The organism is Streptomyces sp. TBY4, from assembly GCF_024213195.1.
GTDB lineage: Bacteria > Actinomycetota > Actinomycetes > Streptomycetales > Streptomycetaceae > Streptomyces.
The window spans coordinates 26,961-42,609 of the sequence record NZ_JANAVF010000016.1; the positions used below are offsets into that span (position 1 = coordinate 26,961).

General features: G+C 70.8%; 13 protein-coding genes and 1 pseudogene. 8 read left to right on the forward strand and 6 right to left on the reverse strand.

The window, feature by feature from the left end; genetic code table 11:
- The first annotated feature begins 4 nt into the window (after positions 1 to 4).
- The 4 genes from NLX94_RS30160 (at position 5) to NLX94_RS30175 (ending at position 7,212) form a co-directional block, all read left to right on the forward strand.
- Positions 5 to 3,139, forward strand: a complete 3,135-nt coding sequence (locus NLX94_RS30160; RefSeq protein ID WP_254386395.1) for a lantibiotic dehydratase — start codon at positions 5 to 7, stop codon at positions 3,137 to 3,139.
- Positions 3,136 to 4,920 (forward strand): ABC transporter ATP-binding protein, encoded by a 1,785-nt coding sequence (locus NLX94_RS30165; protein ID WP_254386279.1) that lies wholly within the window; start codon positions 3,136 to 3,138, stop codon positions 4,918 to 4,920. The genes NLX94_RS30160 and NLX94_RS30165 overlap by 4 nt, the downstream gene beginning before the upstream one ends.
- Positions 4,921 to 4,930: 10 nt before the next feature.
- Positions 4,931 to 5,896, forward strand: coding sequence for an LLM class flavin-dependent oxidoreductase (locus NLX94_RS30170; protein ID WP_254386280.1), 966 nt, complete (start codon positions 4,931 to 4,933; stop codon positions 5,894 to 5,896).
- Between the two features lie 74 nt (positions 5,897 to 5,970).
- Positions 5,971 to 7,212 carry an erythromycin esterase family protein gene (locus NLX94_RS30175; protein ID WP_254386281.1) on the forward strand — a complete coding sequence of 414 codons (1,242 nt, stop codon included), beginning with the start codon at positions 5,971 to 5,973 and terminating at the stop codon, positions 7,210 to 7,212.
- Positions 7,213 to 7,219: 7 nt separating this feature from the next.
- Here the strand turns inward: NLX94_RS30175 and NLX94_RS30180 are convergent, their stop codons facing one another.
- Complete coding sequence (locus NLX94_RS30180; protein ID WP_254386282.1) at positions 7,220 to 7,753, reverse strand: hypothetical protein; 534 nt, start codon at positions 7,751 to 7,753, stop codon at positions 7,220 to 7,222.
- 402 nt (positions 7,754 to 8,155) lie between these two features.
- Between NLX94_RS30180 and NLX94_RS30185 the strand changes: the two are divergent.
- Positions 8,156 to 8,338 (forward strand): annotated as a pseudogene (locus NLX94_RS30185) (CorA family divalent cation transporter); the annotation flags it as partial.
- Between the two features lie 402 nt (positions 8,339 to 8,740).
- Here the strand turns inward: NLX94_RS30185 and NLX94_RS30190 are convergent.
- Together NLX94_RS30190 and NLX94_RS30195 are read right to left on the reverse strand one after the other, a co-directional pair.
- The gene (locus NLX94_RS30190) at positions 8,741 to 8,968 is read right to left on the reverse strand and encodes a hypothetical protein (protein WP_254386283.1); all 228 of its coding nucleotides are present in this window, start codon (positions 8,966 to 8,968) and stop codon (positions 8,741 to 8,743) included.
- 72 nt (positions 8,969 to 9,040) lie between these two features.
- Positions 9,041 to 9,760, reverse strand: coding sequence for a GDSL-type esterase/lipase family protein (locus NLX94_RS30195; RefSeq protein WP_254386284.1), 720 nt, complete (start codon positions 9,758 to 9,760; stop codon positions 9,041 to 9,043).
- A gap of 551 nt (positions 9,761 to 10,311) precedes the next feature.
- Between NLX94_RS30195 and NLX94_RS30200 the strand changes: the two genes are divergently transcribed.
- Together NLX94_RS30200 and NLX94_RS30210 are read left to right on the forward strand one after the other, a co-directional pair.
- Positions 10,312 to 11,067 (forward strand): class I SAM-dependent methyltransferase, encoded by a 756-nt coding sequence (locus NLX94_RS30200; RefSeq protein ID WP_254386285.1) that lies wholly within the window; start codon positions 10,312 to 10,314, stop codon positions 11,065 to 11,067.
- A 282-nt stretch (positions 11,068 to 11,349) separates the two neighbouring features.
- Complete coding sequence (locus NLX94_RS30210) at positions 11,350 to 11,538, forward strand: trypsin-like serine protease (protein WP_308402580.1); 189 nt, start codon at positions 11,350 to 11,352, stop codon at positions 11,536 to 11,538.
- Between the two features lie 190 nt (positions 11,539 to 11,728).
- Here NLX94_RS30210 and acpP read toward each other — a convergent pair whose 3' ends face one another.
- From acpP to NLX94_RS30225, 3 genes are all read right to left on the reverse strand, one after another.
- Positions 11,729 to 11,989, reverse strand: coding sequence for an acyl carrier protein (gene acpP, locus NLX94_RS30215; protein WP_254386286.1), 261 nt, complete (start codon positions 11,987 to 11,989; stop codon positions 11,729 to 11,731).
- Positions 11,990 to 12,130: 141 nt separating this feature from the next.
- Positions 12,131 to 12,931, reverse strand: a complete 801-nt coding sequence (locus tag NLX94_RS30220; RefSeq protein WP_254386287.1) for a hypothetical protein — start codon at positions 12,929 to 12,931, stop codon at positions 12,131 to 12,133.
- Between the two features lie 163 nt (positions 12,932 to 13,094).
- The gene (locus NLX94_RS30225) at positions 13,095 to 13,769 is read right to left on the reverse strand and encodes a hypothetical protein (RefSeq protein ID WP_254386288.1); all 675 of its coding nucleotides are present in this window, start codon (positions 13,767 to 13,769) and stop codon (positions 13,095 to 13,097) included.
- A 354-nt stretch (positions 13,770 to 14,123) separates the two neighbouring features.
- On the opposite strand from NLX94_RS30225, the gene NLX94_RS30230 reads away from it, so the two are divergent.
- Positions 14,124 to 15,575, forward strand: coding sequence for an FAD-dependent oxidoreductase (locus tag NLX94_RS30230; protein ID WP_254386289.1), 1,452 nt, complete (start codon positions 14,124 to 14,126; stop codon positions 15,573 to 15,575).
- Positions 15,576 to 15,649 lie beyond the last annotated feature (74 nt).

Below are 15,649 nucleotides of genomic sequence, written 5' to 3' on the forward strand. Positions count from 1 at the left end.
GGCCATGACACCGTACGAGCCCGTCGGCTTCTTCCTCCTGCGCTCCCCGACCCTGCCGGCCCGCACCTGGCTCGACGTGACCGCGGACCCCGACGACACCCCGCGGGCCCTCGTCGACCTCGCCCGCCGTCCCGATGTCACGCGCGCTCTGCTCGTCGCCAGCGAGGACATGACCGACAGTCTCGACCGGATCGGCGACCTCAGCGAGAAACGCCTACGCCGGCTGCACTCCGGGCTGCTGCGCTACATCACGCGCATGGCGACCCGGCCCACGCCCTTCGGGGCCTTCTCTGGTGTGGCGATGGGCGAGTTCGGCCCCGGTACCACCGCCCGGCTCGGCCGGCCCGAGGAACACCGGCTGCGCGTGCGCGCCGACATGGGCTGGCTGCTCGGGCTGATCAAGCGCCTCGAGGAATCCGACGACCTGCTTCGCAGGCTCCGGCTCGTGCTCAACCCGATGGCGGACACGGCCGGCGACCGCGTGGTCCTGCCGCAGGCCGACAAGTACGGCCGGCACGACGCCCGTAGCGTGCGCATCCGGGCCACACCCGCCGTCGAGCTCGTCATGCGGACCGCCGCCATCCCCGTCCCGTACGAGCGGATCACCGCCGAACTCTCCGCCGCCTTCCCCGAGGTCACGGCCGAGACCGTCGAGGGCCTGGTCCGGCAGATGTGGGACCTCGGCTTCCTCATCAGCGACCTGAGGCCCCCGCAGACCGCGGAGCGGCCCGAACACCACGTCCTGAAGAGGCTCACCGGCATCCCTGCCGCGCAGGAGACGGCCGACCTGCTCAGCACCATCGCCGACCTCGCCGACCGGGCGGACGACGTCGCCTCCCTGCGCCGGCTCGCCGCCGCACAGCACGACCTCGTCCCCGGACACGACGGCCGCTCCTACCAGGCCGATATGGCGCTACATCTGGACGATCCCGTCCTGAACGCGTCCATCGGCGAGGCCGCGGCCGAGGCCGTAGGCGTTCTGGTGCGCCTGAGCGCCGCCCACGGCAGGCGCAACCACCTCACGCGCTACCGCGAGGAGTTCACCGAACGCTATGGCGAGGGCACCCGCATCCCGGTGCTAGGTCTACTCAGCCCCGACACCGGGCTGGACGCCCCGCCGACCTACACCAACCCGCCGCGCAGCATCGAACTGCCGACGGCGACGCCCGAGCACACCGCCCGGCTGGACGCCCTGCTCGTCGAGTTCGCCCAGCAGGCCTGGTGGGACAGGTCCCTGGAGGTCGAGCTGACCGACGCCTGGCTGGAGCGCCTCGCCCCGCGCGGGCCGGTGCCCGACCCGCCGCCCGCCATGGAGGTCTACCTCCAGCTGCACGCCGCCGACAGCGCCGCCCTCGACCGGGGGGACTGGCGGGCCGTCCTGCGCTACGACAGCCTCACCTACGGTGGCCGCACCTTCGGGCGCTTCAGCGAGCTGCTGGGCGAGCCCACCTCCGAGCGGCTGCGAGGATATGCCCGCGCCGAGGAGGCGCTCTTCCCCGACGTCGCCTACGCGGAGCTCGCGTTCCTGCCTCCGTACGGCCGTGCAGCCAACATCACCCTGCGCCCTGCCGTCCGGCCGTACGAGATCCCCGTCAACACCGCGCCGTCCGTCGGCCCGGACCAGGTCCTCCCGCTCGACGACATCCTCGTCGGCGTCAGTGGGGACCGGTTCCACCTGTGGTCCCGGAAACTCGACCGGGAGGTCGTGGTCGCCCAGCACCACATGCTCAGCCCGACGATGGCGCCGAACGTGGCCCGGTTCCTGCTCGAGGCCTCCCAGGACGGCTGCGTCATGCCCTCCGGCTTCCACTGGGGCCCCGCCGAAGCGGCCCCCTTCCTGCCGCGCGTCACCCGCGGGCAGATCGTCCTGCGCCCCGCGCAGTGGCGGCTCACCGCAGGACCCGCGACCATGGACACCGCGGGCGCGCACGGCAGGGCCGGTCTCGCGGCACCTGCGGCCGGCACACCGTCCGCGCACCCGCTCGACGACCTCGACGGCTGGCGCCGCCGCTGGAACGTGCCCCGTCACGTCTATCTCGTCGAATCCGACCAAAGGCTGCTGCTGGACCTCGACCACCCCGCCTGCCGCGCCGAAATCCGGGCGGAGCTGGACACGCGCGGCACCCTCGTCCTCCATGAGATGCTGCCGTCCTTCGACGGCATGTGGCTCCAGGACACCGACGGTGAGCGCTATGCCGCCGAGGTCGTCGTGCCCGTACTCGCCCGCGACGCGGAACGCGTCACCCGCGCTCCCGTACCGCGGCAAGGCCGCGAGGTGCCCGTGGAGCGTCATCTGCCCGGCGGTGCTTGGACGTTCCTCAAGGTCTACGCGGCCCCCGAGCGGCAGGACGAGATCATCTCCGGCCCGCTGCTCGACCTCGTCGCGGGACTGGGCCACGAAGGGCTCCTGGACCGCTGGTTCTACATCCGCTACGCCGACCCCTTCCCGCACCTGCGCCTGCGGGTCCGCGGCACCGATGCCGACCGTACCCTCACCCACGTCACCGCGTGGGGACGCGATCTCGTCGCCCGCGGACTCGCCCTGGACATCGAACTCGCAGGCTACGCACCAGAGACAGCCCGCTACGGCGGCCCGGAGGTCTTCGACACGGCCGAGCGGCTCTTCGCGGCCAACAGCGAAGCCACCGCCCTGCTGCTGTCGCGACAGCTGGACATCAGGCCCGAGTTCCTCGCCGTCGCCGCTCTGGACACCCTCCACGCCCAGTGGGGCGTGCCGCCGGGCGGCGCGCTCACCCACCACACCGGCGGCCACGACGAGGCCCACGTCCGGGACACCCGGACGCTGTTCCGCGAACACCGCGCCTACCTGTGCGAACTCCTCAGCCCGTGGGAGCGCGACCCGCACGCCGAAGGGCGGGCCCACCGGCTGCTCCTCCAGGAGACGTTCGCCGCGCAGGCCCCCGCCGTCGCCGAGACGGCTGGAGCCGTCCGCGAGGCGGCCCGCCGCGGCCTCCTGGTCGGCTCCGAGGGCGCCATCCTCGCCAGCCTCGCGCACATGCAGATCAACCGGCTCCTCCCGATCGACCTCCAACGAGAGGCCCGCAGCCACGTCCTGTGGGCCCATGTCCGGCGTGCCGTCCGGGGCCGCACGGCCGCGAAGGCGAGGGAGAGCCGATGATCTGGCTGCGCGTCAGCACGCTGTTCTGGCGGCTCAGCCCGCTGCGGGTATCCGCCTTCACCGGCGTCTCCCTCCTCCTCGCCCTCATACCGGCCGCGCAGATCGGGCTGGTCGCCGCCGCCGTGCAGGGTGTGGCCGACGCCGTCACCGGCGACCGGGACGCCGGACGGGCCGCGCTCATGGCGGGCGCCGCCCTTCTCGGGGTGGGCCTCGCCAGCCATGTCCTGGGCACCTGCCTGCAGTACCTCGACACCCTCCTGCGGCTCGAACTCACCGCTCGCATCGGCGAATGGGTGATGCGCAAGGGCACCATGCTCGACCTCCAGCAGTACGAGGATGCCGAGGTCTACGACACGATGCAGCGCGCCTTCCAGGAGAGCAGCGGAGGCCGCGTCTACCAGGTCTTCACCCAGCTCCTGGAGGTCGCGAGGGAGTTGGTCACCCTGGTGACCGTCAGCGTGGTGCTCTTTTCCTGGAGCCCCTGGATCGCCCTGGTGATCCTGCTTTCGCCCATGCCGTCGGTCATCTCGTACATGCTCTTCAGCCACAGGGCGTACGAGATCGAGTACGACCGGACCGCCGACCGGCGACGCGTGTACTACTACCAGCACCTCACCACCACCGACCACTCCTACAAGGAGGTCCGTCTCTTCCAGCTCGGCCCGCACCTGGTGGACCTCTACACCCGGCTCATCCGCGCCTTCTTCGACGTCGACCGCCGTCTCGCCCGCCGGCAGTCCGTGCTCGGCGGCGTCCTCGGTCTCCTCAGCGTCGCCGCCTCCTCCGGCGCCGTGCTCTGGGCAATCCACACCACCACCCACGCCGGGCAGGTCGGCCAGCTCGCCGGCTATCTTCAGGCCGTCGGTTCGATCCAGGTCTCCGCTCACGGCATGTTGCTCGGCATCGCCGCTCTCTACAAGGACAGCCTGTTCCTCGGCAATCTCTTCGACTTCCTCGCCCTGCCCGAGCGTCAGATCAAGGGCGGCACCCGTCCGTTCCCGGACACGCTCCGCAAAGGCATCGAGTTTCGCGACGTGCGCTTCGTCTACCCCGGCACCGGCCGCGTCGTCCTGGACGGCGTCAGCTTCACCCTGCCCGCGGGCGAATGCGTCGCGCTGGTGGGGCAGAACGGCTCCGGCAAGACGACGCTGGTCAAGCTGCTCACCCGGCTCTACGAGCCGACGAGCGGCCAGATCTTCGTCGACGACATCCCGATCGAGGAGTACGACCTCGACGACCTGCAACGCCACATCGGCGTCATCTTCCAGGACTTCATCCGCTACGAGCTGCCCGTCCGCGACAACATCGGCTTCGGCAGCGTCGAAGCCCGCGAGGACACCGGGCGCGTCGCCGAGGCGGCACGGGCCGCCGGCGCCGACGGGTTCGTCGAAGCGCTGCCCCGTGGCTACGACACGACGCTCGGCCGCCACTTCGAGGACGGCCACCAGCTGTCCGGCGGCCAGTGGCAGAAGATTGCCCTGAGCCGAGCTTTCATGCGCCGCGCTCCCGTCGTCGTCCTCGACGAGCCGACGGCCGCCATAGACGCGGAGGCGGAAGCGGAGATCTTCGGCCGGCTCAAGGACGTCGCCCGCGGTGCCACTTCCCTGGTCATCGCCCACCGTTTCGCCACCGTCCGGATGGCCGACCGGATCGTCGTCCTGGAGAACGGCAAGGTCATCGAGGACGGCGTGCACCAAGACCTCCTGAGGGCCGACGGCGTCTACGCCCGGCTCTTCCGTATCCAGGCTTCGGGCTACCTGACCGAAGCCGCGTCCCCCTGAAGGCCGAGTGATGCGCGTATCCGTCCTGTATCCCGCCATGCCGACGGACCCCCGGCACGTCGCCCCCTTCGCCGCGCTCGTCCGCGACGGAGGCGCGGCCCGCCTCTGGCAGGGCCAGTCCCTCTGCACCGACACCCAGCAGGTCTTCGCGTACCTGGCCGGCATGGGCTACCGCGTCCCGGTCGGGACCAGTGTCGCCCTCATGCCGCTGCGGCATCCGCTGGACGCGGCGATCCAGGCCCGGTCCCTGTCCGTCCTCACCGGACACCGCACGGTCATCGGCCTCGGTCCCGCGACCCCCGACGTCGTCGCCGGACTGCACGGAAGGCCGTACGACAGCCCACGCGATGCCTGTGTGGAATACCTGACCGAGGTGCGGCGCCTGATCGGGACCGAGGACGGAGCCGCCGGACCCGGCATCGGCGCCTCCATCGGTCTGCCGGGCCTGCCGCACCCGGGAGTGGAGACCGGGCTCGGTGTGCTCCGGCCGACGCTCGCGCGGGCCGCGGGCCGGGCGGCGGACGCGGCGATCAGCTGGATGACCCCGCCCGGCTACGTCCGCGACACCCTGCTGCCCGCCATGGCGAAGGGCGCGGCCGAGTCGGGCCGCCCGGTGCCCCGCATGGTCACCGTTGTGCATGCCGCCGTCGACCGCCCGGGACGCCACGCCTACCGGCTCGCCTTCGCAGCGGCCCACGTCCACCTCGCCGGGCCGCACTACTGCGACATGCTGCGCCGCGCCGGACTGCGCGTCCACCACAGCCGCCCGGGCCTCGGCGCCCGCGCCCTCGTCGACTCCGGAGTCTTCCTCTACGGCACGCCCGGGAACATCGCCGCGCAGCTGGCCGAATTCGATCGGGCGGGGGTGGACGAAGTTGTCGTCAACGTCGCGGGAGTGTATTCCGAGCATGGCCGACCGGACGCCGTACGGGACCTCAAGGAGATCCTCGCGGCCTGCCGGGAGGCGACGAACTGACCCATGAACGGGTGCGAGAGGCCGGGGCATCACCGCGTGCCGCCCTCCCGCACGCGGTGAGGAGAGGCAAGACGGTGCCCGACGACATCGCCCGATGGCTGAACGAGCACGCCAACCCCTTGAGTACCCTCACCCCCGGCGCGCCGGTGGAGGACCTGAAACCCCTGGGCGAGGCACTGCGGGGGACACGGATCGTCGGTCTGGGGGAATCCACCCACGGCACGGGCGAGTTCTTCCGGCTGAAGCACCGCATCGTGGAGTTCCTGGTCCGTGAGGAGGGGTTCACCACCCTCGCCATGGAGGCCAGCCAGTCCGCCGCCCGCGCACTCGACGCGTACGTCCGGTACGGCACGGGCTCCCCCGAACGGCTCGTCGCCAGGCTGGGCTTCTGGACCTGGCGCACCCGTGAGATGGTCGACCTCGTCGAGTGGCTGCGCGCCCACAACCGCGACCTGCCCGAAGAGCGCCGGATCCGCTTCGTGGGAACCGACCCCCAGCTCTGCGCCGACTCGGTCGAGGCCGTCGCCGCCTTTGTGCGCCGGACGGCGCCCGATCAGGCCGGGCGCGTCAGCGCCCTGGACGTACTGGCCCGGGCCCGCCCGGGCTCGCGTCCGGACCCGGACAAGGCCCTGTTGCGGCGCGCCGAGGAGATCGCCCGCCTCGTCGCGGGCCACGTCGAGCGGTCGGGTCCCGGCGACGACGCCGACGAGGCTCTGGAACACGCGCGGATCCTGGTCCGCGCCGCCGACCTGGTGACCCGGCCCTTCGGTGCCTCGGCCGGCGAGGACGGCGTGCTCGCCGCGCGTGACCGCTACATGGCCGAGGCCGTCGCACGGCTCGTGGACGACGACCCCGAGGCTCGCGTCATGGTCTGGGCACACAACGGGCACATCGCGAAGGGCACGTACGGGGACCAGGTGCCGGCCCTCGGCAGCAGACTCCGCGAACGGTACGGCAACGCCTACTACGCGCTGGCCCTCCTCTTCGGCAAGGGCTCCTTCCTGGCCCGCCGCGGCAACGACCTTCAGCGCCCACCGGCCCGCCACCGCATCGGCACCGGCCTGCGCTCCCTGGAGGCCAGACTCACGCACGCCATGCCCGGCGACTACTACGCGGACCTCCGCGCCGCGGGTTCCCCCACCGACGCCGCGCCCTGGCTGCACGCCCCGCACGCGCAGCGCAGCTTCGGCGCCAACGTCCAACGGTTCCTCTACCGCTTGAACACCGCCCCGCTCGTCCCGGCCGAGGACTACGACGGCATCGCGTTCGTAGCACGCTCGACCTGCTCCCACCTGCTGCCCCCGGCGGAGGACTGAGGTTCTCTCACGGCCACAGGTCGAGCGCGGCGTTCAGAGTGAGCTGCCACATCGGTTCGGCACCGGTGCCGAATGCCGCGGCGAGCCCGTACCCCACGGACGCGTCGTACGGGTCCCTGGCACGCTCGGACTCGCCCGCCGCCTCCCAGTCGACCGACACGCGCCCGTCGCCGCTCGATGTGAAGACGCCGAGCAGCCGCTCGTCCCGCAGCAGCCGGCTGGTGCCGAGAGAGTCCGGAACCAGCAGGTAGCTGCACTCCCGCGCCCCTGAGACGACCTCGACCCGGTACGAGCGCCGGGTCAGGAATCCCTTGGACGGCCGCAGGGTCTCCTCTGCGCCGTCGATGAGCAGAGTGAGGTGCTCGGGGTCGCGCGTCCCGATCGGCACATGGCTCTCCGGCACTGTGTTCGGGGCCCGCCGGATGTCGACCTGCGGCAGACCGTCCCCGCTCACGCCCAGCGTCCCGGCCTCGTGGTCGAGTTCGATCCGGACCGCGCCGAAGAGCGGATCGTCGGCGGGCACGTACGCGTACGGATTCATCGGGACCCTTGCCTCCTGTTCATCCTGGTGATCGTCTTCCGCCAGTCTCGTCCGGACGCCGAGGGCCGGTTCCCTTTCCGGCCAGAGGCGGGCCGGTGGGCAGGAGCGGCGCCACGGCCTGAGCGTCGGGGAGCGCAGCGGTCGGGGCCAGCGGTTGTTTCTCTGTGAACGAGCAGCCGTACCCAGCCACGGATCGCGGTCCCGACCAGCGGCGATCCGTCTTCAGAGTCAGCCGGGGCTGGGGAGAATCTGGGGAGAATGAAGCCGCGTTGGGGAGCGGATGGGGAGGATCGGCCGTACAAACGGGCAGCACCGTGAAAGGGACGGAAAGGCTGATCGCCGCAGATCAGAGGGCCTCTCCGGGCGCTTTCCGCAGGTCAGCGGTGTGAGGGTGACGACTTCAAGAAGGTTTCCTCATGGGCTGCCATTTTGTTTGCTCCCACACTCGTCGGAACCATCTACGGCATGAATTTTGAGTTCATGCCTGAGTTGGGCTGGACCTTCGGATACCCCCTTTCGATCTGCCTCATGGGGGTGATCTGTGCCAGTTTGTACGTAATTTTCAAGCGGCGGGACTGGCTCTAAGCCCCTCGCATGACGCTCAGTCACCCTTCGCACTTCGCTTTCGCATCGCTCACAGATCGGCCCGGAAGCGGCCGTGGGGGGTTTCTGGGGGGAATAGATGCGGGTGATCTCCTCGCCCTGCCTCGGCAAGCCTGTGACCAGCCATTTTTACGCGTCGGCGGGCTCTGGGGGGAATGCGGGGAGAAACGAATGGCGATCGGCACCTTGCGCCCGCCGCAACGAGCCCGCCCGGCTTCCCGTTCAGCGCTCCCCCCAGAGCCCGCCGACCCTGCGGCGCATCACAGACAGCGACCTCCATGCGGTTGCCGTCCCCGACAGACGCCGGGGGCGTGATCGCCTTCCTCACAGGCTTCCGCGGCCTTGGGCCGGGTCGCGCAAGTGCTGCCCCGGCGATGGTGCCCGTCAGCGGCCGGAGTGGTCGATGACGTTGCCGTTGGAGCAGTTGTTGGCGTGGTCGCCGACCCAGTCGCCGAGGGCGGGAACGACGGCAACTTCCTGGAGACAGACGGCGGCTGCAGTGAAGTTCCAGTTGTTCGCGGCGTTGACGCCGCCGCCGAAGTTGGAGTCGTTGTCGGCGTGCGACCACGGGGGCCTCGAGGGCCAGGGCGAGCGCAGGCGTTCCGCGAGCATGAGCCCTGGTCCCAGGACCGGGACCGGGCAACAGGGCTCTGGCACGGGCCCCGGGACGGGACGAGGTGTTCGTCAGTCGATGATTTCCTTGTCCTGTGCCGCTACCTGGGCGATGTCGGGGTAAGGCCGGGGGTAGGGCGTGCCGATGCCGAAGGCGGAGGCCATGGTGTCGGCGAAGGCGGCGGCGATGCGGATCTCGCCGTTGGGGTTGGGGTGGGTACCGTCCCAGGTGTGCTTGGCGGCCACGAACTCCGCGGCCGTCTCCGCGACGTACAGCGGGGACTCCATGGTGGAGAGTTCCTTGACCACGGTGCGCAGCCGGTCGTTGGCCCCGGCGACCTTCAGTGCGAACTCGGGTTCCTGGACGGCACGTGTGGTCTCCAGGACGGTGCCGAAGGCAGCCGCGAGGCGCGGGTTGCCGCGGCGGGCGTTGGTGATGAACTCGCGCAGGTTCGCCTCGAACTTCGGCGGGTCGACGTCGTACCAGACGAGGTCGTTGATGCCGAGGAGGACCAGCAGGTAGTCGGGCTTGTGTTCGGCGACCTTGGCCTCGATCTCCTCCTTCTCAGTCACATAGGGGCGGCCCCACTGGGCGTCGTGGTCGGTGTCGAACTCGGGGTCGGCGTAGGTGTGGTCGCCGTCGCCGACCTCCTGGGTGCGGATGTTGTCCAGGGTGTTCTTCGGGCCGACGAGGTCGAGCTCGACGTGCTGGGAGCGCAGGTGCTTCCAGAGGCGGTAGCGCCAGGTCCAGTCTCCGCTGCTGCCGTGGCTGATGGAGTCGCCGACGATCATGATTGGGATTTCGCGGCCGGAGTTCGGGGCGTCTGCTGGTGAGAGTTCGGGCATCGGGGTGGACCTCTTCGTATGACGACGATGGACAGGGGGATGTCGCCTGTACAACTCCTGCGGTCACCGGGCGGCACGGGCTGTCCACCGAAATGGAAACTTCCCCTGGCCGTCCGGACTCGTCGCTCGCCCGGTGCACTGCGTCGCGGAGCCTGACGACGAGGTCTCCGGGCCCGAGGCACGGATCGAATCGTGATTCCCCCAGAACCAGGACGAGGGGGGCGCCCCGGCCTTCCCGGCGTGGCGCGGCGTCGCCCTCGGTGCCGATTTCTCCCGCGTCCGGCGGGGACCTGGGCCTCGTGGGAGCTCCGGCCGCCTGGCCGGCCTCACGGGCCTGGACCCCGTGAGCTTGCTCAGCGGGGTGAGTCTCCCGGGTGGGGATGACTTCGGTGCTCCTGGAGTGTGGTCGGGGCTCTGGGGAGGGTAAGCACGAGGTAGTCGACTTGAGGCGAGCGGTCGCGCGCGGGTCAGGGCAGGGCTATACGAGGGGGCTCGTGGTGGAGGGACAGTTAACGAATTTCCTGTACCGCAATCCGCAGCTTTACGACGAGGTCTACGCCAACAGCCACCACGTTGATGTCCAGCTGTGCGAGCGGGCCTTCGACCGGTACCTGGGCGGCATGCCGACGACGCTCCTGGACGTCGGCTGCGGTACCGGCGAGGACGTCGCCCACTTTGCCGCCCAGGGCGTGGACGCGGTGGGCGTGGACCTGCAGCCCCAGATGCTTGAGCGTGCGGCCGCGAAGTTCCCCGGCGCCCGCTTCGTCGAGGCCGACATACGCAGTCTGGACCTGGGCCGGTCTTTCGAGGCGATCATCAGCTTCGGCTACGCCATCGCCAACCTCCACAGCGACCTCGACATCGCCGCGGCCCTCCACTCCATGGCCGCGCACGCGAAGACCAGCGCGCTCCTGCTCCTGGAAGCTCTCGCCTTCCAGCCGGACACACCGCTCTCCCTGCCCTCGCAGTTCACCATCGATACCCCGGGCCTGCGCGCCACGGCGCAGGCCCGCTACGAGGTGGACCCGGGCAGCCGCATTCTGCATCGTCGGCGCTCCTGGCGGGACGAGTCAGGGGTGACGACGGCGGAGGACTTCGCCCGGTTCCGGATGCTCTCACCGGAGGAGCTGGAACTGCTGTTGGCAGCGGCGGGTTTCGAACTGCTGGAACTGCATGACCGTGAGTTCCCCGACGGGGAGAGCTTGTCGAGCTCGGTCATGGTGGCGACCAGCCGCTACACCGGAACTCCGTAGCGGCCGCCGTCTGCGGCCTTCCCCAGGGTGCACAGGCGGAGGCGGGACAGGGCACGGATAGCCGGGACTCGCCGACTCTGTCCGCCGAGCACCATCACTTTCTGGTCCGGGCGGGGGTGCAGGACGGACGCAGGCGTGGTCAGTTGGAGTTGTTGTAGCGGGATGTTTCGCGGCTCCAGGCGTTGTTGCCGCTGATCCAGTTCCTGAGGTTGGCCAGGTAGCCGGCGAGGTAGGCGCTCTGTTCGGGGAGGGCGTAGTGGCGGGGGAGGGTGAGGGCGCGGGTTGCTGTGCGCCGGGTTCGAAAAGGGCGGAGTCGACGCCTGCCAGGCAGACGGCGGCGCACCACTGATCATCGACGGCACCCTCGCCGGCATCAGCTCCTGGGGCGACGGCTGCGCCCGGGCCAACAAGCCCGGCGTCTACACCCGCATCACCACCTACAAGGACCACATCGCCGCGGCCGTCCGCTGACCACCCTGTGGTCATGTCTCCCGCCCTGGGGCACGGCCACCGGACGGCAGCAGCGGTCGGCTCACAGCGGCCAACGAGGCCCCCGTCCCGGCCACCTGCGGCGCGCTTCCGAGCCCGAGCCGGGCCGCCCGCACCGCAGTCGGCGTCGGCCGCCCGGATCGCCCGGATCGCCCGACGAGGGTGCCACCAGTTATGCCTTGCGGCTGTTGATGTAGTCGATGGCTGACTGGAGGGTGACGATCCGAGAGGCTTCCGCGTCGGGAATTTCGGTTTCGAATTCCTCCTCCAGAGCCATGATGATTGCCACCATCCTGTCCGTCCCATCATGGGAGTTGGCCGGGCTGCTCGCTCCCAGGTCTTCGATGAAGCGCTTCTCGCTGGTGATCTCTTCCACGGGCACGTTGAGCTGCTCGGCAATGACCGTCTTCGCACGGTCTTCGATGGTCGGCATGTGATGACTCCTTGACTACGGAGCGAACGGAGGTTGGCCCGTCCGGGTTCCGTTGATCGTTCCGAAAGCGGACGAGCGGCACACCGACGGCACGCGGGACTCAACCGAAAGAGTGAGCGGTCGCATTGAGCAGAGCAGGGATCAGGCGTTCTTGCGATTGCCGTGGTCGTCGCAGGGCAGGTCGGCGGCCGGGTGGTTCATGGTGAAGTCACGGGTGGCCTGGCGCTCGACCTCCGCCATAGCCGTCGGCTCCACGTCGATGATGCCGCCGAAGGGCCGGTCGACGTCCCGGATGATGCACAGCGCCGTAGTCAGCAGCGCTGTGATGACGATGAGGGTGATGAGTTGGCCGCGGTTGTTGCGGCGGGGCAGGCAGATGCCGAGGGCGATCACGGTGATGGCCAGGGTGGCGAGGAGGAACCAGAGGATGGCGCTGGGAATGCTGGCCGTCGCCTGGGTGAGGCGTTCTTCCCGTTCCTCGGAGCGCTTGTTGTCGGCGCTGATGAGCATGCCGAAGACCGGCTTGCCCTCCACCTCGCGGAAGACCCGGCGGAAGTCGGTGGACCATACGCTGGGCGCCGGTGAGCCGTGGCCGTCGGCCATGGCGGGCCATTCCTGGGCGCGTACGGCGCGGGCGTAGCAGACGGCGTCCGCTTGGACCTCGGCTCGCTGGGCTGCGGGTGCGTATTCGGCTGATTCGACGAGCTGGTCGACGGCGCGGGCTTCGCCGCGCGCGGCGGTTTCGGCTTTGCCGTAGGAGCCGTTGGCGGTGACCAGGACGAAGGCGAGGAGCAGGACGGTCAGGGTGAGGAGGGGGCCGACGAGGTCTTTGACGGCCATGCCGGTGTCGTCGTCCTCGTTGAGGAGCCGGGGGCGCAGGTAGCGGTTGGCGGCGAGGCCGGCGAGCAGGGCGAGTACGGCGACGACGATGACAAGAGCCACGGGCGGACACCTCCGGGGGAGCAAGTGAGATGACCCCGGCGTGCGGGGCGCCGGGATCATCTCCCGCGCCGCGTACCGCCTCCAACAGCGGAAACGTCCCCTCGCCCCCGAACGAGCGACGCCCTGTGTGCCAGACGCCCCAACCGGCCCCGGCCCCGGCGCCTCAGTCGTAGAGGAGGGAGGCGGACGTGGTGGTCGGGCCTTGGCGGTCGGGTGTGGTGTAGGCGAAGTTGAGGACGGTACGCCGTACCCCCTGGCGTTCGAGGGGGGTGACGCGGTGGGCGGTGAGGTCGCTGCGCAGGAGGTAGCCGTCGGCCGGCCGGTGGTGCACGCGTCGGGCGCCGGGGGCGTCGAGGGCGGCGAGGTCGCTGCGACCGGGGTGGAATTCCAGGACTCCGCCGTCGTCGGGGTGGGGTGGGGCTTCGAGGAAGATGACCAGGGCGAGGGGGTAGTCGTCGGTGTGGGCGCCGTGGGTGTCGCCGGGGCGGTGCAGGACGTTGAGGACGTGGCGTTCTACGGGGTCGTGCACGGCGACGACCGTCTCGTCCAGGAGCGCGGAGAGCAACCGCATGAGGTTCTGGTCCTCGTAGGACTGTGTGATGAGGGGTGAAGTGCGGGCGATGTGCTCTCCGCCGAGGGTGGTCATGTGGCGGGGGCTGTCGTCCATGCACGGCATGCGGAAGTCCCGCCGCACCGCCTCGGCCTCGAGCCGGCCGGCTTCGCTTCCGAGGTCGGCGAGCCCGGTGGGGGTGATGAGTTGGGGCAGGGGGAGGTAGCCGTCGGCGGTGAACTGCCGGCGCAGGGATGTCCAGCGCGGGGATGCGGGCAACGAGAACACGGCCGATGCATCCCTCAGGCCCGGAAGGGACAAACCCGGCCTCGACCATCTGGATGCGTCCGCCCGCCGGACTGACCGGGTCGTCCCCGATCGGTCCGCCGAGCGAACCGCTGCCCGGGGAAGGCCCAGCAGGCCCGCCCACGAAACCGGCTGTCGCGGCCAGGTGTCAGGTAACGGGCCGCGTGGCGTGCGGGCTGCTGACTAGACCTGAGATGTCCCGCTGCAGGGTGGCCTGGAGTGGTCTTGATCGTGGGTTGGAGCGGTGGCTGGATGGCGGGGTCGGCCCGGGTCGGGAGCGGCACGACGGCCGCAGGACCGAGGCGACGGGATGGGGTGATTGTGGCGGTGCGGGGTGTGGACGTGCTGGTGGTCGGGGCCGGGGTGGTGGGCCGTTCGGTCGCGTTTGCACTGGCCTCGGCGGAGCCGACGGTGCGGGTCGTACTGGCCGGTGCGGCCGGCGGCGCGGGAGCATCGCGTGCGGCGGGCGCGATGCTCGGCACTCTCGGCGAGGTCACCGATCTGGCTGCACGGACCCGGCATGGGCGGCTGCGCACCGAACTTGCGGTCACGGCAGCCGCACGGTGGCCGATTTGGCGGCAGCAGGTACGCGACCGCGCGGGCACCGGGGCCCCGCCGGGGGACGGATACGGCTCCGGCACGTTCGTCATCCTGAACGCAGCCTCCTCGGCTCTGGACGACGCCTCCTTCACCGCAATCAGCCGGGCTGCGGCCGAGCACGAGCTGGGGTGTCATGCGACGGTCCCGTCGGACATCCCCGGACATCATCCGCTGGACAACGACCGTGCCCTGCGCGCCTGGTACCTCCCCAAGGAGGGCTTCCTCGACGCCCGGGCCTGGCTGACCACCCTGGATGCCGCCCTGGCCGCCCTCCCGAACGTGACCCGCACACCGGCCGGCACCCTCACCGCCCCGCCTGCCGACGGCTACCTCCTCGATACCCCCGCCGGCGCCTTCCGCGCCCCGCGCGTAGTGGTGGCGGCCGGCGCCTGGACCACCCCGGTCCTCGAAGCCGTGGACCCGCACCTGCCGGTGGTACCGGTCCTGGCCGCAGCCGGAACCGCCCTGACCGTCACCGGGCAGGAACCCCTTCCCGCGGTGATCCGCACTCCCAACCGGGCCTACGCCTGCGGGCTGCACGCCGTCCCGCAGGCAGACGGGTCCCGCTACATCGGCGCCAGCGCCCACCCCAGCCTGACCCCGGTCCCCCGTCCCACGGCCGGAGCCCTGCGCTTTCTCCTCGATGCCGCGCTCGGCCAGCTCGACCACCACCTGGCCACAGCCGGCGTCACGTACACCCATCACGGCAACCGGCCCATCGCCCTGGACGGCCACCCCGTCATCGGCCCCACCCCCAAAGACGGCCTGTGGGTGGCGTCCGGCACCCACCGCGACGGCCTCCACCTCTCCCCGCTCATCGCGACCACCCTGGCCGACGCCCTCCTGGCCCCCACTGGCACCGCCGCGGCCCTGCCCGGGCCGCTCGCCGCGTTCACGCCTTCCCGCCCGCTGATCACGGATCTCACCGCCAAGGAGGCGGCCACCGAGGCCGCAATTCACCACACGGCGCTCGCGGCCGAGGCCCGCATGCGCCCGCCCCTGACCGGGGCGTGGCCCCGGATGCTGGCCGAGTCGTACCAGGTCCTCATGGAGAGCGCGTACGCGGCCATGCCCGACGGGTACGTCCCACCCCCGGACCTTGCCCCCCTGGCCTACGAGGAGAGCGGGCCGGCTCTCGCGGAACTAGCCGCCGCCCACCTGGACCGCCACAGCGCCCATTTCGGGTAGCCGACGCCAGACCCCTGCGTCCGAGGGCACGGCCGCAGCGTTCCGCCGTTCCGCGCCGGGCATGGTCGTGGCCA

What these genes read in the sequence shown, in the direction of transcription:
- NLX94_RS30160 (WP_254386395.1), top strand. Translation starts at nt 5, where the DNA reads ATGACACCGTACGAGCCCGTCGGCTTCTTCCTCCTGCGCTCCCCGACC.
- NLX94_RS30165 (WP_254386279.1), top strand. Translation starts at nt 3,136, where the DNA reads ATGATCTGGCTGCGCGTCAGCACGCTGTTCTGGCGGCTCAGCCCGCTG.
- NLX94_RS30170 (WP_254386280.1), top strand. Translation starts at nt 4,931, where the DNA reads ATGCGCGTATCCGTCCTGTATCCCGCCATGCCGACGGACCCCCGGCAC.
- NLX94_RS30180 (WP_254386282.1), bottom strand. Translation starts at nt 7,753, where the DNA reads ATGAATCCGTACGCGTACGTGCCCGCCGACGATCCGCTCTTCGGCGCG.
- NLX94_RS30190 (WP_254386283.1), bottom strand. Translation starts at nt 8,968, where the DNA reads ATGCTCGCGGAACGCCTGCGCTCGCCCTGGCCCTCGAGGCCCCCGTGG.
- NLX94_RS30195 (WP_254386284.1), bottom strand. Translation starts at nt 9,760, where the DNA reads ATGATCGTCGGCGACTCCATCAGCCACGGCAGCAGCGGAGACTGGACC.
- acpP (WP_254386286.1), bottom strand. Translation starts at nt 11,989, where the DNA reads ATGCCGACCATCGAAGACCGTGCGAAGACGGTCATTGCCGAGCAGCTC.